Below are 17,149 nucleotides of genomic sequence, written 5' to 3' on the forward strand. Positions count from 1 at the left end.
GCCGCAATCCATATAAACGCCCACGCCGAATAGACCCACCCCGCAAAAGAGCACGAGGCAGCACTGAATCAGAAGAGGTGTTCCAAGGATTGGCCACTCCGGGACCGTCCACACAGAACGCGTGTCCGGTGCTCCCTGCCGAGCGACTAGGGAACACTACCCCCGCCACCGGCCAAAGGCAAACAACACGACGGGCCGGCGGCGCACCCCTCCACGGGTGCGCCGCCGGCCCGTCACCGGGTCGCGCGGTCAGCGCGCTCCGGTCACCGAGCTCCGGTCAGGAGTTGGTGGGGAAGCCCAGGTTGATGCCGCCGTGCGACGGGTCCAGCCAGCGCGAGGTGACGGCCTTGCCGCGGGTGAAGAACTGGACGCCGTCGGGGCCGTAGGCGTGGGCGTCACCGAAGAGGGACGCCTTCCAGCCGCCGAAGGAGTAGTAGGCGACCGGGACCGGGATCGGCACGTTGATGCCGACCATGCCGACCTCGACCTCGTGCTGGAAGCGGCGGGCGGCGCCACCGTCGTTGGTGAAGATGGCGGTGCCGTTGCCGTACGGGTTGCCGTTGATGAGCGCCAGGCCCTCCTCGTAGGAGGAGACCCGGACCACCGACAGGACCGGCCCGAAGATCTCGTCGTTGTAGACGGACATGCCGGGCTTCACGTGGTCGAACAACGTGGGCCCGAGCCAGAAGCCGTCGGCCGTGGGGGTACCGGCGGTGTCCGTCTCGGAGATCGGGTGCTTCCGGCCGTCGACGGCGAGCTCGGCGCCGTCGGCGAGGCCGGACTCGACGTAGGAGGTGACCTTGTCGCGGTGCTGGCCGGTGACCAGCGGGCCCATCTCGCTGTCGCCGTTGCAGCCGGGGCCGACCTTGAGGGTGGCCATCCGCTGCTTGATCTTCTCGACCAGCTCGTCGCCGATCGGGTCGACCGCGACCAGGACCGAGATGGCCATGCAGCGCTCGCCGGCCGCGCCGAAGCCGGCGTTGATGGCGGCGTCGGCGCTCAGGTCGAGGTCGGCGTCGGGGAGGACCAGCATGTGGTTCTTGGCGCCACCCAGGGCCTGCACGCGCTTGCCGTAGCGGGTGCCGGTCTCGTAGACGTAGCGGGCGATCGGGGTGGAGCCGACGAAGCTGACGGCCTTGACGTCGGGGTGCTCCAGCAGGCGGTCGACGGCCACCTTGTCACCGTGCACGACGTTGAAGACGCCGTCCGGGAGACCGGCCTCCTTCCACATCTGCGCGATGAAGTTAGCCGCCGACGGGTCCTTCTCGGAGGGCTTGAGGATGACCGTGTTGCCGGCCGCGATGGCGATGGGGAAGAACCACATCGGGACCATGGCCGGGAAGTTGAACGGCGAGATGATGGCGACCGGGCCGAGCGCCTGGCGGATCGAGTAGACGTCGATGCCGGTGGACGCCTGCTCGCTGAAGCCGCCCTTGACCAGCTGCGGGATGCCGCAGGCGTACTCCACGACCTCCTGGCCGCGGGCCAGCTCGCCGAGCGCGTCCGAGTGCACCTTGCCGTGCTCGGCGACGATGATCGAGGCGAGCTCGTCCTTGCGGGCGTTGAACAGCTCGCGGAACGCGAACAGCACCTGGGTGCGCTTGGCGATCGAGGCGTGGCGCCACTCGCCGAAGGCGGCGACGGCCGAGGCGACGGCCTGGTCCACCTCCTCGATGCCGGCGAAGTCGACCTGGCCGGAGACCTGGCCGGTGGCCGGGTCGAAGATGTCGCCGCGCCGCGGGGCGGAGCCGGCGGTGGCGACGGGAGCGCCGTCGATCCAGTGAATGATGTGCTTGCTCAAGGTCCTGCCTCCGAAGTCCGATCACGGGCCTACCGCGCTCGTCCTCCAGTCTGCTGACCAGCGGCGCCGGGCTCAACGAACAGGCTGACGGGCAATGGAGATTCAGCCTTACAGGTCGTCATGCACCCGGTGGCTGACGCACCAGCGCGGCGGCCTCGTGCAGGGCCAGCTCCAGCAGCACCGGGTCGGTGAGCCGCCCGGAGCCGTCCGGCGGGGTCAGCCAGCGCAGCCCGCGTCCGCCACCGGCCGGGTGCGGCAGGGCGACCCGGGTGCCGTGCCCGGCACCGCGCACGCCGGTGGCGATCCACCGGGCGGCGGTGCCGACCGGCACCAGGAAGCCGACCCGGGCATCGCCGAAGTCGGCGAACACCGGACCGTGCGCGGACGCCTCGGAGAGCACCCGGTACCCGGCCCGGCCGAGCGGACCGGGTACCAGCAGGACGTCCCAGCGCCGGCCGGCGGGAAGCAGCATGACGCCGCGTCCGCCGGCCTCCCACTCGGCCCGGCAGGCCACCGGGTCGTCGGCGGCCGACACCAGCCAGTCCAGCGGGGTGGTGGTCTCCATCGCGTGCTCCTCCGGGCTCCGACATCCGTCCGGAGTGGGAGAGGGGGGCGGGCGCCAGGTCTTACACGCCTCTCCGTGGGAAACGCGCCACCCGGTGGACCGGCAGGAGGCTCGGAGGGAGCCACACGGAGCCACAGGGAGTCGGACGGAGCCGACGGACCGTCAGCGCAGCCGGGAGGAGGCCAGGATCGAGGCCAGGTGGGCCGGCACCATCACCCAGGTCACGGCGGCGAGCAGGGCGACCGCCACCCGGGTCGGGCCCAGGTCGCCGGTCACCGTGTCGGCCACCGCGACCACGAGCAGCAGCAGCGACGCCTCGATGCCGTTGGTCAGCCGGTGCAGCTTGAAGGCGGAGGCGAGCCGCCGCAGGGTGGCGACGCCCTGGGAGCGCGGCTGGGCGGCGGCGTCCTCGGCGACGGCCAGGCCGCTGCGGGCCCGGGCCACGTCCACCAGGTCGGTGGAGGCCTTGAGCAGCACCACGCCCAGCGCGGTGGCGAAGCCGACGGTGGACCAGACCCCGAAGCCGTTCTCACCGGCCCGGAAGCCGGCCCCGGCGAGCAGTGCGGCGTCGGCCAGGTAGGCGCCGAGCCGGTCGACGTAGACCCCGGCGGTGGAGAACTGCCGCTTCCAGCGGGCCACCTCGCCGTCCACGCAGTCGAACAGCAGGAAGCCCTGGAAGAGCACGGCGGCCAGCACCGCGCCCGCCAGGCCGGGGATCAGCAGGGCGGCCCCGGCGCCGACGCCGCAGACCACCATCAGCCAGGTCAGGGTGTTCGGGCTGACCCGGGTGCGGACCAGCTGCCGGGTGACGCGCAGCGAGATGCCGCGCATGTAGAGGCGGCCGGCCCAGTGCTCGCCGTTGCGCAGGGCGAGTTTGGCGGCGGGCTGGCAGACCTCGCGCAGGTCGGCCAGGGCGGGGGCGGGGGCCATGGTGGCTCCTTCGGAACGGACGCAGCGTCCAGGGGCGGGGTCGCCCCGGCGAACCGTGCCGCCGGGGACGGCGCCAGGCTAGAGCAGGCCCGGAACGCGCCGGAGGGGCACCCCGCCGAAGCGGAGTGCCCCTCGCCGCACGGGTGCGGACGGACCGTCAGCTGCCGGGACGACCGGCGGTCAGCTGGTCAGCTGTCGAAGCCCAGGCCCAGCCTGTCGAGCGTGCGCAGCCAGAGGTTGCGGTGCCCGCCCTGCCGGTCGGAGCGGTCCAGCGACCACTTGGTGATCTCGATCCCGGCCCAGCGCACCGGCTCGGGCGGGAACGGCAGCGGCTTGCTGCGCACCATCTCCAGCGCGGTCCGCTCGGTGGTCCGGCCGGCCAGCAGGTCGAGCATCACCTCGGCGCCGTAGCGGGTGGCGCCGACGCCGAGGCCGGTGAAGCCGGCCGCGTAGGCGACCCGGCCCTTGTAGGCGGTGTCGAAGAAGGCCGAGAAGCGGGTGCAGGTGTCGATCGCCCCGCCCCAGGCGTTGGTGAAGCGGATGCCGTCCAGCTGCGGGAAGGTCTGGAAGAACTGCCGCGACAGGGTCTGGAAGGTCTCCGGGCGCTGGTCGTGCTCGGACTGCACCTTGCTGCCGAAGTGGTAGATGGTGTCGTAGCCGCCCCACAGGATCCGGTTGTCCGCGGAGAGCCGGAAGTAGTGGAACTTGTTGGCGCTGTCGCTGAGCCCCTGCCGGCCGGTCCAGCCGATCGAGGCGAGCTGCTCGTCGGTGAGCGGCTCGGTCATCAGCGCGTAGTCGTACACCGGGACGATGTACGGGCGGACCCGCTTGACCAGCGACGGGAACACGTTGGTGCCCAGCGCGACCTTGCGGGCGAAGACCCGGCCGTACGGGGTGCGGACGGCCATGCCGCTGCCGTGCTCGGCCAGCGAGAGGCCCTTGGTGCGCTCGAAGATCCGGACGCCCTGGGAGAGGCAGGCGTCCCGCAGGCCCCAGGCCAGCTTGGCCGGGTGGAGCATGGCCACCCCGTCCTTGTCCCAGACGCCGCCCAGGAAGGTGGGCGAGTCGACCTGCTCGCGGAGCTGGTCGGCGTCCAGGAAGGTGAGGTCGGTGCCGTACTCGGCGACCGCCTCGGCCACCTCGCGCAGCTCGGCGAGCTGGTGCGGCTGGGTGGCGATGTCGATCTCGCCGGTCCGCTCCCACTCGCAGTCGATGGCGTAGCGCTTGAGGGTGTCCTCGATGGCCTGGAGGTTGGCCATGCCCTGGCGCTCCAGCTCGGCCAGTTCGCCGGGCCAGCGCTGGAGGCCGTTGCCGAAGCCGTGGGTGAGGCTGGCGGCGCAGAACCCGCCGTTGCGCCCGGACGCCGCCCAGCCGATCTCGTGACCCTCGATCAGCACCACGTCCAGGGACGGGTCCCGTTCCTTGGCGATCAGCGCGGTCCAGAGACCGGAGTAGCCGCCGCCCACCACCAGCAGGTCGCACCGGGTGTCGCCGACCAGGGCCGCCAGCGCCTCCGGCCGTCCCGGGTCCTCGAGCCAGAAGGGGGTGGGACGGGCATCACTGAGCGCACGGGCGGAGTCCATGCCTATCAGCTACTTTCTGCGAATTGACGGTATCTCAGGTGGTTCGTACAGATTGTCAGGCGCGGGCCTTCCGGCGGTTGCCGACCCACTGGCCGGCCACCGTCAGGACCACGGCGGCGATGAACATCGCGGTGCCGATCACGTTGACCTGCACCGGGATGCCGCGCTGCGAGGCGCCCCAGACGAACATCGGGAAGGTGACCGTGGTCGGTCCCGAGTTGAACTGGGTGATGATGAAGTCGTCGAAGGAGAGCGCGAAGCTGAGCAGCGCGCCGGCCGCGATGCCGGGGGCGGCGAGCGGCAGGGTCACCTTGACGAAGGTCTGGAACGGGGTGGCGTAGAGGTCCTGGGCGGCCTGCTCCAGGCGCGGGTCCATGCTCATCACCCGGGCCTTGACCGCCGTCACCACGAAGCTGAGGCAGAACATGATGTGCGCGATCAGGATGGTGGTGAAGCCGAACGGGATCCGCATGTTGAGGAACAGCGTGCCGAGCGAGGCCGCCATCACCACCTCGGGCATCGCCATCGGCAGGAAGATCAGGCCGGTCGCGGTGCCCTTGCCGCGGAAGCGGTAGCGGGCCAGCGCGAAGGCGACCATGGTGCCGAGCACGGTGGCGCCGACGGTGGCCAGCACCGCGATCTGCAGCGAGAGCGAGAGCGAGCCGCACATGTCGGCGACGCCGCACGGGTCGGTCCAGGCGTCGCTGGAGAACTCGTTCCACTCGTAGTTGAACTTGCCCACCGGCTTGTTGAACGAGAAGGCCAGCACGACCAGGTTGGGCAGGATCAGGTAGGCGAGGGCGGCGAGCCCGGCCAGCGTGACCAGGTTGCGGCGCAGCCACTTCACGGGACGGTTCATCAGACCAGCTCCTCCGTCCCGGCCTTGCGCATGTAGACCGTCACCAGGCCCAGGATCAGGGCCATCAGGATGAAGCTCAGCGCGGCGGCCGTGGGGTAGTCCAGCACGTTCAGGAACTGCTTCTGGATCGCGTTGCCGATCATCTGCTCGCTCGGCGAGCCGAGCAGCTGGGCGTTGATGTAGTCACCGGAGGCGGGGATGAAGGTGAGCATGGTGCCCGCCACCACGCCGGGCAGCGAGATCGGGAAGGTGACCTTGCGGAAGGTGGTGAACGGCTTCGCGTACAGGTCGCCGGCCGCCTCGTGCAGCCTCGGGTCGATCCGCTCCAGCGAGGTGTAGAGCGGCAGGATCATGAACGGCAGGAAGTTGTACGTCAGGCCGCAGATCACCGCGAGCGGGGTGGCCAGCAGGCGCTGACCGGTGGTCAGGCCGAGCGCGTCGGTGACGTTCAGCAGGTGCAGGGCGTTGAGCGCCTCCACCACCGGGCCGCCGTCCGAGAGGATGGTCTTCCAGGCCAGGGTGCGGATCAGGAAGCTGGTGAAGAACGGCGCGATCACCAGGATCAGGATGACGTTGCGCCAGCGCTTGGAGGCCTTGAAGGCGATGGTGTACGCCAGCGGGTAGCCGATCGCCAGGCAGAGCAGGGTGGCCGTCCCGGCGTACCCGAAGGAGCGCAGGTAGTGCCACTTGTACTCGCTCAGCGCGTCCCAGTAGGTGGAGACGTGCCAGGTCAGCCGGAAGCCCTGCTCCAGCGAGCCGGTCTGCAGCGAGGTGGAGGCCTGGTAGACCATCGGCACCACGAAGAAGACCACCAGCCACAGCACACCGGGCAGCAGCAGCCAGTAGGCCGTCAGCTTCCGCTTGGCGGGGCGCTCCTGAAGGGGGATCACCTGCGGCGGGGCCGCCTCGGTCGTGCTCGTCACGCCGCCGCCTCCCCGGTGCCCGCGTCGATCGCCTGCTCGGCGTCGAGGCCGAAGGAGTGCGCCGGGTTCCAGTGCAGGACGACCTCGGCGCCGGGGGTGATCCGGGTGTCGCGGTCCATGTTCTGCTCGAAGACGGCGATCTCCTGGCCGCCGGCGGTGCGCACCACGTACTGGGTGGAGACGCCGATGAAGGCGGAGTCCAGCACGGTGCCGGTGAGCCGGTTGCGCCCCTCGGCGACCTCGGTGCCGGCCGTCTCGATGGTGATCTTCTCGGGGCGCACGCCCAGGTGGATCCGGGCCGCCGTGGTGGCGCAGCGGGCCTCGGGCAGGGCGAGCCGGACACCCTCGGCCTCCAGCAGCACCGATCCGCCGGAGCGGCCGGTGACCTGGGCGGGGATCAGGTTGGACTGGCCGAGGAAGTTCGCCACGAAGGTGGTGGCGGGGTTCTCGTACAGGTCGGCGGGGGCACCGAGTTGCTCGACCCGGCCGCCGTTCATCACCGCGATGGTGTCGGCCATGGTCATGGCCTCCTCCTGGTCGTGGGTGACGTGCACGAAGGTGATGCCGACCTCGGTCTGGATCCGCTTGAGCTCCAGCTGCATCTGCCGGCGCAGCTTGAGGTCGAGGGCGCCGAGCGGCTCGTCGAGCAGCAGCACCTGCGGGTGGTTGATCAGCGCGCGGGCGACCGCGACGCGCTGCTGCTGGCCGCCGGAGAGCTGGTGCGGCTTGCGCCGGGCCATCGGGCCGAGCTCGACCAGCTCCAGCATCTCCTCGACCTGCTTCTTGACGTCCTTCCTGCCACGTCGGCGCAGGCCGAAGGCGACGTTCTCGAAGATGTCCAGGTGCGGGAAGAGCGCGTAGCTCTGGAAGACCGTGTTCACCGGCCGCTTGTACGGGGGCAGCGCGGTGACGTCCTGACCCCCGATCAGCACGGTACCGCTGGTCGGCTCCTCCAGCCCGGCGATCATCCGCAGGGTGGTGGTCTTGCCGCAGCCGGAGGCGCCGAGCAGGGCGAAGAAGGAGCCCTGCGGGACGGTCAGGTCCAGCGGATGGACGGCGGTGAAGGCGCCGTAGGTCTTGCCGATGCCGGTCAGGCGTACGTCGCCGCCGGCCGTCGCCGCCTCGCGCAGCTGCTCAGTCATGGAGGTCTCTCTGTCGGGGGTTCGGAAGCCGAGTGGGGGTGGGCCGGGCGCCGGTCGGTCAGGCGCCGATCAGCTTCGAGAACTTCTCCTCGAAGTCGGTCTCCTCGGCCTCGGTCAGGCTGCGGAAGGTGTGCACCTTCGCGGCCATCTCGGGGGTCGGGATCACCAGCGGGTTCTCGGCCGCCTCGGGCGCGATCTTGGCGAGCTCGGCCTGCACCCCGGCGACCGGGGAGACGTAGCCGATGCCCGCCGTGAGCTGGGCCGCGACGGTCTGCTGATAGTAGAAGTCGATCAGCAGTTCGGCGTTCTTCTTGTGCTGGGCCCGGGCCGGGACCAGCAGGTTGTCGGTGGAGGCGAGGTAGCCGTCGGCCGGGATGACGAACTCGATGTCCGGGTTGTCGGCCTTCAGCTGGATCAGGTCGCCGCCCCAGGCGATGCAGGCCGCGATGTCCCCGGAGGACAGCTCCTGGCCGTAGTCGTTGCCGGTGAACTTGCGGATCTGCTTGGCGTCCACCGCCTTCTGCACCCGGGCGACCGCGGCGTCGAAGTCGTCGGCGGTGAACTTCTCCGGGCGCTTGCCCATCGACAGCAGCACCATCCCGACGGTGTCCCGCATCTCGGAGAGGAAGGTCACCCGGCCCTTGAGCTCCGGGTCGTCCAGCAGCTGGGCGACGCTGCTGACCTCCTTCCCCTTGGTGGCCTTCCGGTTGTAGGCGATCACCGTCTGGATGCCGGTCCAGGGGTAGCTGTACCGACGGCCCGGGTCCCAGTCCGTGGTGCGGAAGCGGGACTCCAGATTGGTCAGCGCGGTGGGCAGGTTGACCGGGTCGAGCCGCTGCGCCCAGCCGAGCCGGATCAGCCGGGCGGCCATCCAGTCGGTCAGCACCACCAGGTCCCGGCCGGTGTCCTGACCGGCCGCCAGCTGCGGCTTGACCTTGCCGAAGAACTCGACGTTGTCGTTGATGTCCTCGCTGTACTTCACCTTGACGCCGGTGGCGGCGGTGAAGGCGTCCAGGGTCGGCCGCTTCGCCTCGTCGTTCGGGTCGACGTCGATGTAGAGCGGCCAGTTGGAGAAGTTCAGCACCTTGTCGGTGTCGGAGGCGTCCGGCCCGGCCGACTCCGCCGCCCCGGTGCCCGTGGTCCTCGCCGGCGGGATCCCGCAGGCCGCCAGCGTGCCCGCCCCGGCCACCAGGGCCGAGGCGCGCAGCAGCTGACGGCGGCTCAGCGCCGCCCGGCCGCCCCGGAGGCTGCGTTCCCAGGCCCGGCGCACCGGATCCGACAGGCCGTCGGCGATCTCGTTGAACTCCATGCTGGGGACACCCTCCGGGGGAAGAGGCGGCGGAGCAGACGGGGTTATCTGTCTCCGAAGACCGTGCGGTGCCAGTCCTTGCGGGCGACCGCAGTGGTGTCGAACATGACGTGCTTGACCTGGGTGTACTCGTCCAGCGAGTACTGGGACATGTCCTTGCCGTAGCCGGAGGACTTGTAGCCGCCGTGCGGCATCTCGCTGATGATCGGGATGTGGTCGTTGACCCAGACGCAGCCGGCCTTGATCTCCCGGGTGGCGCGCAGCGAGCGGTGCACGTTCGTGGTCCAGGCGGAGGCGGCCAGGCCGTACGGGGTGTCGTTGGCCAGCCGCAGACCCTCCTCGTCCGAGTCGAACGGGAGCACCACCAGCACCGGGCCGAAGATCTCGCCCTGCACCACCTCGCTGCTCTGCGCGGCGCCGGTGATCAGGGTCGGCAGGTAGTAGGCGCCGACGCTCAGGTCGGTGCCGTCGTGGCCGAGCACCCGGGCCGGGCCGCCGGTCACCACGGTGGCGTACGAGCGGGCCCGCTCGACGAAGCCGGCCACCCGGTCCCGGTGGGCGTAGGAGACCAGCGGGCCGAGGTCGGTGGCCGGGTTCAGCGGGTCGCCGATCCGGACCTGCCCGTACAGCTCGGCCACCCCGGCGACGAAGGCGTCGTAGAGCGGGCGCTGCACGTACGCGCGGGTGGCGGCGGTGCAGTCCTGGCCGGAGTTGATCAGCGAGGCGGCCACCGCGCCGTGCACGGCGGCGTCCAGGTCGGCGTCGTCGAAGACCACGAACGGGGCCTTGCCGCCGAGCTCCAGGTGGGTGCGCTTGACGCCCGCCACGGCCAGCTCGGCCACCCGCTTGCCGACCGGGGTGGAGCCGGTGAAGGAGACCATCGCGACGTCCGGGTGCGAGACCAGGTGCTCGCCGGCTCCCCGGCCGGCGCCGGTCACCACGTTCACCACGCCGTCCGGGATGCCCGCCTCGGTGCAGGCCCGGGCGAACATCAGCGAGGTCAGCGGGGTCAGCTCGGCCGGCTTGAGCACGATGGTGTTGCCCGCCGCGATGGCCGGCAGGACCTTCCAGGCGGCCATCTGCAGCGGGTAGTTCCACGGCGAGATCGAGCCGACCACGCCGATCGCCTCGCGCCGCACGTAGGAGGTGTGGTCGCCGGAGTACTCGCCGGCCGCCTTGCCCTCCAGGTTGCGGGCCGCACCGGCGAAGAAGGAGGTGTTGTCGACGGTGCCGGGCACGTCGAACTCGGTGGAGAGCTTGATCGGCTTACCGGTCTGCGCGGTCTCCACCCGGGCGAAGTCGTCCGCGTGCTCCGCGAGCACCGCGGCCAGCTTCAGCAGGGCCTCCGAGCGGGCGCCGGGGGTGGCGGCCGACCACTCGGGCAGCGCGGCCTTCGCGGCGGCGACGGCGGTGTCCACGTCCTCGGTCGAGGCCAGGGTGACGGCCTGGACGGTCTTGCCGGTGGCCGGGTTGACGACCTGGAAGGGCTCGGTGCCGGTGCCCCCGGTGAGCCGGCCGGCGATGTACTGCGCGCCCGCGCCGAAGTCGGTGAGATCCATCTGAAGTCCTCCAGGTACCCGGTGAGTCGGCCAGGGATCAGCGGGGTCCGGTGATCCTGACACCCGCCCGTTGCCCCTACAAGGGAATCCGCCGTTGCTTTCTGGTTACACGATGGAATCCGGGGGCAACACCGCATTCATGCCACGACCCGGGTGGTGGGTCGCGGCTACCGACCCGCTGACCTTGCCTGCTCACCCGGAAGGGTGACAAGGCCCACTCCGACAGCCTCCGGCACGGAGCCCTTACAAGGTGGAAAGGCGACAGGTCGTCTCCCCGATGCATGATTCACCTGACACCCTGACGCCCCCACCGGAAGGTGCCGCCGTGCTCCCCACCGTCGCCCGCGTGCTCGACCTCGACGTGATGCGGCGCGGCCTGCCGCAGGTCGTGGCCGGAGCCGAACACCTGGAACGCCCGGTCCGCTGGGTGCACGTCAGCGAACTCCCCGACGTGGCCGGCATGCTCCAGGGCGGCGAGCTCGTCCTCACCACCGGCATCGCGCTGCCCGAGGACCGCGACGGCCTGGCCCGCTACGTCCGCGAGCTCACCGAGATCGGCGCGGCCGGCCTGGTCGTCGAGTTCGGCCGCCGGTACTTCGACACCCTCCCCCGGGCCCTGGTGCACGCCGCCGAACAGCGCGGCCTGCCGCTGATCGCGCTCCGCCGCGAGCTGCGCTTCGTCGCCGTCACCGAGGCCGTGCACGCCCTGGTGGTCAACGCCCAGCTGGAGCAGCTGCGCACCTCCGAGGCGGTCCACCAGGTCTTCAACGAGCTGGCCACCGAGGGGGCCGAGCCCGCCGAGGTGGTCCGCCAGGTGGCCCGGATGGCCGGCTCCCCGGTGGTGCTGGAGAACCTCGCCCACCAGGTGCTGGCCCACGACACGGCCGGCCGCCCGGAGAGCGAACTGCTGGAGGGCTGGGAGCGCCGCTCCCGGGGCGTCCACCCGGCCGGCCGCACCGGCCACGACCCGCGCAGCGGCTGGCTGGTCACCACCGTCGGCGCTCGCGGCCAGGACTGGGGCCGCCTGGTGCTGGTCGCCGACCCGGGCCCGCTGCCCGCCGACACCGCCCACCCGCACGCCATGCTGCTGGAGCGCGGCGCCGCGACGCTGGCGCTGAACCGCCTGGTGGTCCGCGACCGCGAGTCGCTGGAGCGGCAGACCCACCGCACCCTGCTCTCCGGCATCCTCACCCACGCCCTGACAGTCAGTGAGGTCGCCCTGCGGGCGGCGGCGTTGGGCGTCCCGCTGGACGGCCGGCGGCTGGTCGGTGTGGTGCTGCGGCAGCGGCGCGGCCCGATCCCGGCGGCCCTGGAGGCCCAGGCCCGGCTGCGGGACTTCACCGAACTGGCCGCCACCGCCGTCCGCACCGGCCGGCTCTCGGCCCTGGTCGGCGCGCTCGACGACGAGGGCGTCGGCCTGCTGATCGCGCTCGGCGCCGGGCAGGACGAGCACACCGCCCTGGAGTCCTTCGCGGCGGCGCTGCGCAAGCTGGTCGCCGAGGGCGCCCGGGACACCGCGTCACCCGCCCCCGAACCGGTGATCGCGGTCGGCTCCTCCGTCGGCTCGGTGCGGGACGCCCGGCGCACCCTGCTGGAGGCCACCCAGGTCGCCGACGCCGCCCTGCACGACGCCCCCGGCGGTCGGGGGGCCTCCTACTACCGGCTGCCGGACGTGCGGCTGCGCGGCCTGCTCCACCTGCTCCGCGACGACGCCCGCCTGCAGACCTACGTCGAGCGCGAGCTCGGCCCGCTGCTGGCGTACGACGCCGAGCACGGCAGCCAGCTGGTGCAACTCCTCCGGATCTACCTGGAGCAGGGCCGCAACAAGTCCGCCGCCGCCGACGCCGCCCACCTCTCCCGGCCGTCGTTCTACGACCGCCTCCACAAGGTCGAGCGCATCCTCGCCGTCGACCTCGACCAGGTGGAGTCCTGCCTTTCGCTGCACGTCGCCCTGCTCGCGCTGGACGCCGTCCGAAGGTAACGGCGCACCGCCCGGTAGGGCAGCGACCTCAGGAGCGCGAGGAACTGCGCGAGCCCGGAAGGCGGACCAGCGTGGGATCGGGGCACGTCAGCCAGTTGCACGTGTTGCCGTTCCCCTGCGCGCAGTTCCCCGCGCCCCTGGGGCCTTCGGCCCCGGGCCGCGCGCCCTCTGCCTAGACCCCCGCGACGTTGCCCCAGACCTTGTGGAAGTCGGGCCGCTCCTCGGCGGTGACGTCCCGCATCGTGCGCAGCCGCGCCCGCATCTCGTCGGTCGGGAACATCAGCGGCTCCTCGGCCAGCGCCGCCGTCTCCGGGTCCTCGCTCTTCGCCAGTACCTCCCGCGCGGCCGGCACCGGGCAGATGTACTGCACGGCCGCCGCCAGCTCGGCCGCCACCTCGGGCCGGTAGTAGTAGTCGATCAGCAGCTCGGCGTTGGTCTTGTGGGCGGCCCGGTTCGGCACCAGCAGGCTCTCGGCCCACAGCTCGCCTCCCTCCTCCGGCACCACGAACTCGATGTCCGGGTTCTCCGCCTTGAGCTGGATCGCGTCGCCCGAGTACGCCTGGCAGGCGATCGCCGCGCCGGACGCCAGGTCGCTGGTGTAGTCGTTGCCGGTGAACCGCCGGACGTGCTTGGTGTCCACCATCTTCTGGACCAGCGCCATCGCCTTGTGCGCGTCGTCCGCGGTGAACGTCGCGATGTCCGCGCCCTGGGCCAGCATCAGCATGCCGATCGCCTCGTCCATCCCGGCGAACAGCGTGACCCGGCCCTTGAGGTCGGGGGCCCACAGGTCGGCGGTCGACTTCAGCTCGCGCCCGAGCGCCTTGCGGTTGTAGGCGATCCCGGTGATGCCGGACTGCCACGGCACGCTGTGCCGGCGCCCGGGGTCCCAGGCCGGCGAGGCCAGCTGCGGGTCCAGGTACTTGGCGACGTTCGGCAGGTTGGCGGCCTCGTACTGCTGGACCCAGCCGAGCGAGACGTACCGGCCGGCCATCCAGTCGCTGACCACCATCAGGTCCCGGCCCGGGTCGCCGCCCTGGGCCAGCACCGGGCTGATCTTGCCGAAGAACTCGTCGTTGTCGTTGATGTCCTCGGTGTAGCTCACCTCGATCCCGGCGTCCTCGGCGAAGGCGTCCAAGGTGGGGCGCCCGCCCTTGTCGTCGGTGTCGATGTACTGCGTCCAGTTGGAGAACTGGAGCGACTTGTCCTGCTCCGACTTGTCCGGGCCCGCCCGGCGCTCCTCCGGCACGTAGGCGGCGGGGATGCCGCAGGCGGAGAGGCTCAGCAGGCCGGCGGTGCCCAGCAGGGCGCGGCGAGTGAAGGTCATCAGCGGGTCTCCGAGCAAGAGGACGGCCCCGGGCCGGTAGCCCGGGGCCGTGCCGAACGGTACGTCAGACGGTGTGCGCGTCGGTGAGGTTGAGCACCTCGTCCAGGATGGCGAGGCCGGTCTTGGCCTCCTCCTCGCTGACGTTGCACGGCGGCACCACGTGGAAGCGGTTCATGTTCACGAACGGCCACAGGCCGCGCTTCTTGCAGGCGGCGGCCAGCTCGGCCATCGGCGCGTTGGCGGGGCCGGCCGCGTTGTACGGCACCAGCGGCTCGCGGGTCTCGCGGTCCTTGACCAGGTCGAGCGCCCAGAACACGCCGAGGCCGCGCACCTCACCGATCGAGGGGTGACGCTCCGCCAGCTCGCGCAGGCCAGGGCCGATCACCGTCTCGCCGATGTGCTTGGCGTGCTCGACGATGCCCTCCTCGGCCATCGTGGTGATGGTCGCCACGGCGGAGGCGCAGGCCAGCGGGTGGCCGGAGTAGGTGAGGCCGCCGGGGAACACCCGCTCGGCGAAGGTGGCCGCGATCTCGGCCGAGATGGCCACGCCACCGAGCGGCAGGTAGCCGGAGTTGACGCCCTTGGCGAAGGTCAGCAGGTCCGGGGTGATGTCCCAATGGTCGGCGGCGAACCACTCGCCGGTGCGACCGAAGCCGGCCATCACCTCGTCCAGGATGAAGACGATGCCGTACCGGTCGCAGATCTCCCGCACGCCCGCCAGGTAGCCGGCCGGCGGGATCAGGATGCCGGCGGTGCCGACCACGGTCTCCAGGATGATCGCGGCGACGGTGCCCGGACCCTCGAAGGCGATGGTCTGCTCCAGGTGGGCGAGCGCACGCTCGCACTCCTGGGCCTCGTTCTCGGCGTGGAAGTTGGAGCGGTAGGCGTACGGGCCCCAGAAGTGCACGATGCCGGAGACGCCGGTCTCGTTGGCCCAGCGGCGGGGGTCGCCGGTCAGCGTGATCGCGTTGGCGGTGGCGCCGTGGTACGAGCGGTAGGTGGCGAGCACCTTGTGCCGGCCGGTGTGCAGCCGGGCCATCCGGATGGCGTTCTCGTTCGCCTCGGCGCCGCCGTTGGTGAAGAAGATCTTGTCCAGGTCGCCCGGGGTGCGCTCGGCGATCAGCCGGGCCGCCTCGGAACGGGACTCCTCGGCGAAGCCGGGGGCGATGGTGCAGAGCTGAGCCGCCTTCTGCTGGATCGCGGCGACCACCTTCGGGTGCTGGTGACCGATGTTGGTGTTCACCAGCTGCGAGGAGAAGTCGAGGTAGCGGTTGCCCTCGTAGTCCCAGAAGTACGAGCCCTCGGCGCCGGCCACCGCGAGGGGGTCGATCAGCGCCTGGGCGGACCACGAGTGGAAGACGTGCGCGCGGTCGGCGGCCTTGACGGCCTGACCGGCGGCCGGATCAGCAGTGGGGATGCTCATGCGGGTAAGCGTAGGGAAACCCGGGCCTGACGTGCAGTTGCATCCTGTCAGGCGGACCCTGTGCCGCCCGACACCCTGACAAACACGAGGGGCGCGGGGCCACCGGCCCCACGCCCCTCGGCTGCTCACTGCCGTCGGATCGCGGTCATGCCGCGCCCGACGGTGACGACCCGCTAGATCGCGGTCATCACGTGCTTGATCCGGGTGTAGTCCTCGAAGCCGTACGAGGAGAGGTCCTTGCCGTAGCCGGACTTCTTGAAGCCACCGTGCGGCATCTCCGCGACCAGCGGGATGTGGGTGTTGATCCAGACGCAGCCGAAGTCCAGGCGACGGGACATCCGCATGGCGCGGGCGTGGTCCTTGGTCCAGACCGAGGAGGCCAGCGCGTACTCGACGCCGTTGGCGTAGCCGACGGCCTGGTCCTCGTCGGAGAACTTCTGCACGGTGATGACCGGGCCGAAGACCTCGTTCTGGATGATCTCGTCGTCCTGGTTCAGGCCGGAGACCACGGTCGGGGCGTAGAAGTAGCCGACCTCGCCGACCCGGTGGCCACCGGCCTCGACCTTGGCGTGGGCGGGGAGGCGCTCGATGAAGCCGGCCACCTGCTTGAGCTGGTTGGCGTTGTTCAGCGGACCGTAGAGGACGTCCTCGTCGTCCACGCCGCCGGTCTTGGTCTCCGAGGCGGCCTTGGCCAGCGCGGCGACGAACTCGTCGTGGATCGACTCGTGCACCAGCACCCGGGTGGCGGCCGTGCAGTCCTGGCCGGCGTTGAAGTAGCCCGCCATCGAGATGCCCTCGACGGCCTCGGCGATGTCGGCGTCCTCGAAGACCACGACCGGGGCCTTGCCGCCCAGCTCCAGGTGGACCCGCTTGACGTCCTTGGCGGCCGACTCGGCGACCTGGATGCCCGCGCGGACCGAGCCGGTGATGGAGGCCATCGCCGGGGTGGCGTGCTCGACCATCAGGCGGCCGGACTCGCGGTCGCCGCAGATCACGTTGAAGACGCCGGCCGGCAACTCCAGGTCCTTGAGCACGCCGCCGATGATCTCGGCCAGCAGCACGGTGGAGGCCGGGGTGGTGTCGGAGGGCTTGAGGACCACGGTGTTGCCCGCCGCGATGGCCGGGGCGAACTTCCACACCGCCATCATCATCGGGTAGTTCCACGGGGCGACCTGCGCGCAGACGCCGACCGGCTCGCGGCGGACGATCGAGGTCAGGCCGTCCATGTACTCACCGGCGGCCTTGCCCTCCAGCAGGCGGGCGGCGCCGGCGAAGAAGCGCAGCTGGTCGACCATCGGGCCGATCTCCTCGGAGAGGGTCAGCGCGCGCGGCTTGCCGGTGTTGCGCACCTCGGCGTCGACGATCTCGTCGGCCCGGGTCTCGACCGCGTCGGCGATCTTCAGCAGCAGCTTCTGCCGGGTGGAGGGGGTGGAGTCGCGCCAGATCGGGAAGGCCGCGGCGGCGGAGGCCATCGCCGCGTCCACGTCCGCCGCGCCCGACAGCGGGGAGGTCGCGTACACCTCGCCGGTGGTGGGGTCGATGACGTCGAGGGTGCGGCCGTCGGCCGCATCGACGAACTCACCGTTGACGTAGTTGCGCAGCGCCTGAAGCTCGCTCACGGAAGTCTCTCCTCGGTCGGGGCCTGCCACGTTGCAGGGGACACCGGCGCCAGGGTACCTCCGGGCGCCGGGCGGCCGGCTGGGAAGCGCCGGTTCACGGTTGGGTGCGTACCCGCCTGCGCGTGTACCTG

Annotated in this window: 13 protein-coding genes; 1 reads left to right on the forward strand and 12 read right to left on the reverse strand. The window is 71.2% G+C overall.

Annotation, left to right across the window (positions count from 1 at the left end; all coding sequences use genetic code 11):
• Window positions 1-277 precede the first annotated feature (277 nt).
• From ACIRBX_RS36740 to ACIRBX_RS36780, 9 genes are all read right to left on the reverse strand, one after another.
• A complete protein-coding gene (locus ACIRBX_RS36740; protein WP_402304445.1) occupies window positions 278-1,801 on the reverse strand; it encodes a CoA-acylating methylmalonate-semialdehyde dehydrogenase in 1,524 nt (507 codons plus the stop codon).
• 118 nt (window positions 1,802-1,919) lie between these two features.
• Window positions 1,920-2,366: a hypothetical protein gene (locus tag ACIRBX_RS36745; protein WP_402304448.1), complete on the reverse strand. Its 447-nt coding sequence runs from the start codon at window positions 2,364-2,366 to the stop codon at window positions 1,920-1,922.
• Window positions 2,367-2,528: 162 nt separating this feature from the next.
• A complete protein-coding gene (locus tag ACIRBX_RS36750; protein ID WP_402304450.1) occupies window positions 2,529-3,296 on the reverse strand; it encodes a CDP-alcohol phosphatidyltransferase family protein in 768 nt (255 codons plus the stop codon).
• 188 nt (window positions 3,297-3,484) lie between these two features.
• Window positions 3,485-4,879, reverse strand: coding sequence for an NAD(P)/FAD-dependent oxidoreductase (locus ACIRBX_RS36755; protein WP_402304453.1), 1,395 nt, complete (start codon window positions 4,877-4,879; stop codon window positions 3,485-3,487).
• Between the two features lie 55 nt (window positions 4,880-4,934).
• Window positions 4,935-5,738 (reverse strand): ABC transporter permease, encoded by an 804-nt coding sequence (locus ACIRBX_RS36760; protein WP_402304456.1) that lies wholly within the window; start codon window positions 5,736-5,738, stop codon window positions 4,935-4,937.
• Complete coding sequence (locus ACIRBX_RS36765) at window positions 5,738-6,661, reverse strand: ABC transporter permease (RefSeq protein ID WP_402304459.1); 924 nt, start codon at window positions 6,659-6,661, stop codon at window positions 5,738-5,740. The genes ACIRBX_RS36760 and ACIRBX_RS36765 overlap by 1 nt, the downstream gene beginning before the upstream one ends.
• Window positions 6,658-7,803 (reverse strand): ABC transporter ATP-binding protein, encoded by a 1,146-nt coding sequence (locus tag ACIRBX_RS36770; protein WP_402304461.1) that lies wholly within the window; start codon window positions 7,801-7,803, stop codon window positions 6,658-6,660. The genes ACIRBX_RS36765 and ACIRBX_RS36770 overlap by 4 nt, the downstream gene beginning before the upstream one ends.
• 58 nt (window positions 7,804-7,861) lie before the next feature.
• A complete protein-coding gene (locus ACIRBX_RS36775) occupies window positions 7,862-9,112 on the reverse strand; it encodes an extracellular solute-binding protein (RefSeq protein ID WP_402304464.1) in 1,251 nt (416 codons plus the stop codon).
• Between the two features lie 44 nt (window positions 9,113-9,156).
• Window positions 9,157-10,671, reverse strand: a complete 1,515-nt coding sequence (locus tag ACIRBX_RS36780; RefSeq protein ID WP_402304467.1) for a gamma-aminobutyraldehyde dehydrogenase — start codon at window positions 10,669-10,671, stop codon at window positions 9,157-9,159.
• Between the two features lie 325 nt (window positions 10,672-10,996).
• On the opposite strand from ACIRBX_RS36780, the gene ACIRBX_RS36785 reads away from it, so the two are divergent.
• Window positions 10,997-12,652: a PucR family transcriptional regulator gene (locus ACIRBX_RS36785; RefSeq protein ID WP_402304469.1), complete on the forward strand. Its 1,656-nt coding sequence runs from the start codon at window positions 10,997-10,999 to the stop codon at window positions 12,650-12,652.
• Between the two features lie 172 nt (window positions 12,653-12,824).
• Here the strand turns inward: ACIRBX_RS36785 and ACIRBX_RS36790 are convergent, their stop codons facing one another.
• The 3 genes from ACIRBX_RS36790 to ACIRBX_RS36800 form a co-directional block, all read right to left on the reverse strand.
• Window positions 12,825-13,976: a spermidine/putrescine ABC transporter substrate-binding protein gene (locus tag ACIRBX_RS36790; protein ID WP_402304472.1), complete on the reverse strand. Its 1,152-nt coding sequence runs from the start codon at window positions 13,974-13,976 to the stop codon at window positions 12,825-12,827.
• 64 nt (window positions 13,977-14,040) lie between these two features.
• The gene (locus tag ACIRBX_RS36795) at window positions 14,041-15,399 is read right to left on the reverse strand and encodes an aspartate aminotransferase family protein (RefSeq protein ID WP_402304474.1); all 1,359 of its coding nucleotides are present in this window, start codon (window positions 15,397-15,399) and stop codon (window positions 14,041-14,043) included.
• Between the two features lie 173 nt (window positions 15,400-15,572).
• On the reverse strand, window positions 15,573-17,018 hold the full coding sequence (locus ACIRBX_RS36800) for a gamma-aminobutyraldehyde dehydrogenase (protein WP_402304477.1): 1,446 nt from the start codon (window positions 17,016-17,018) through the stop codon (window positions 15,573-15,575).
• Between the last annotated feature and the right edge of the window lie 131 nt (window positions 17,019-17,149).

Source organism: Kitasatospora sp. NPDC096147, assembly GCF_044763225.1.
Lineage (GTDB): Bacteria > Actinomycetota > Actinomycetes > Streptomycetales > Streptomycetaceae > Kitasatospora.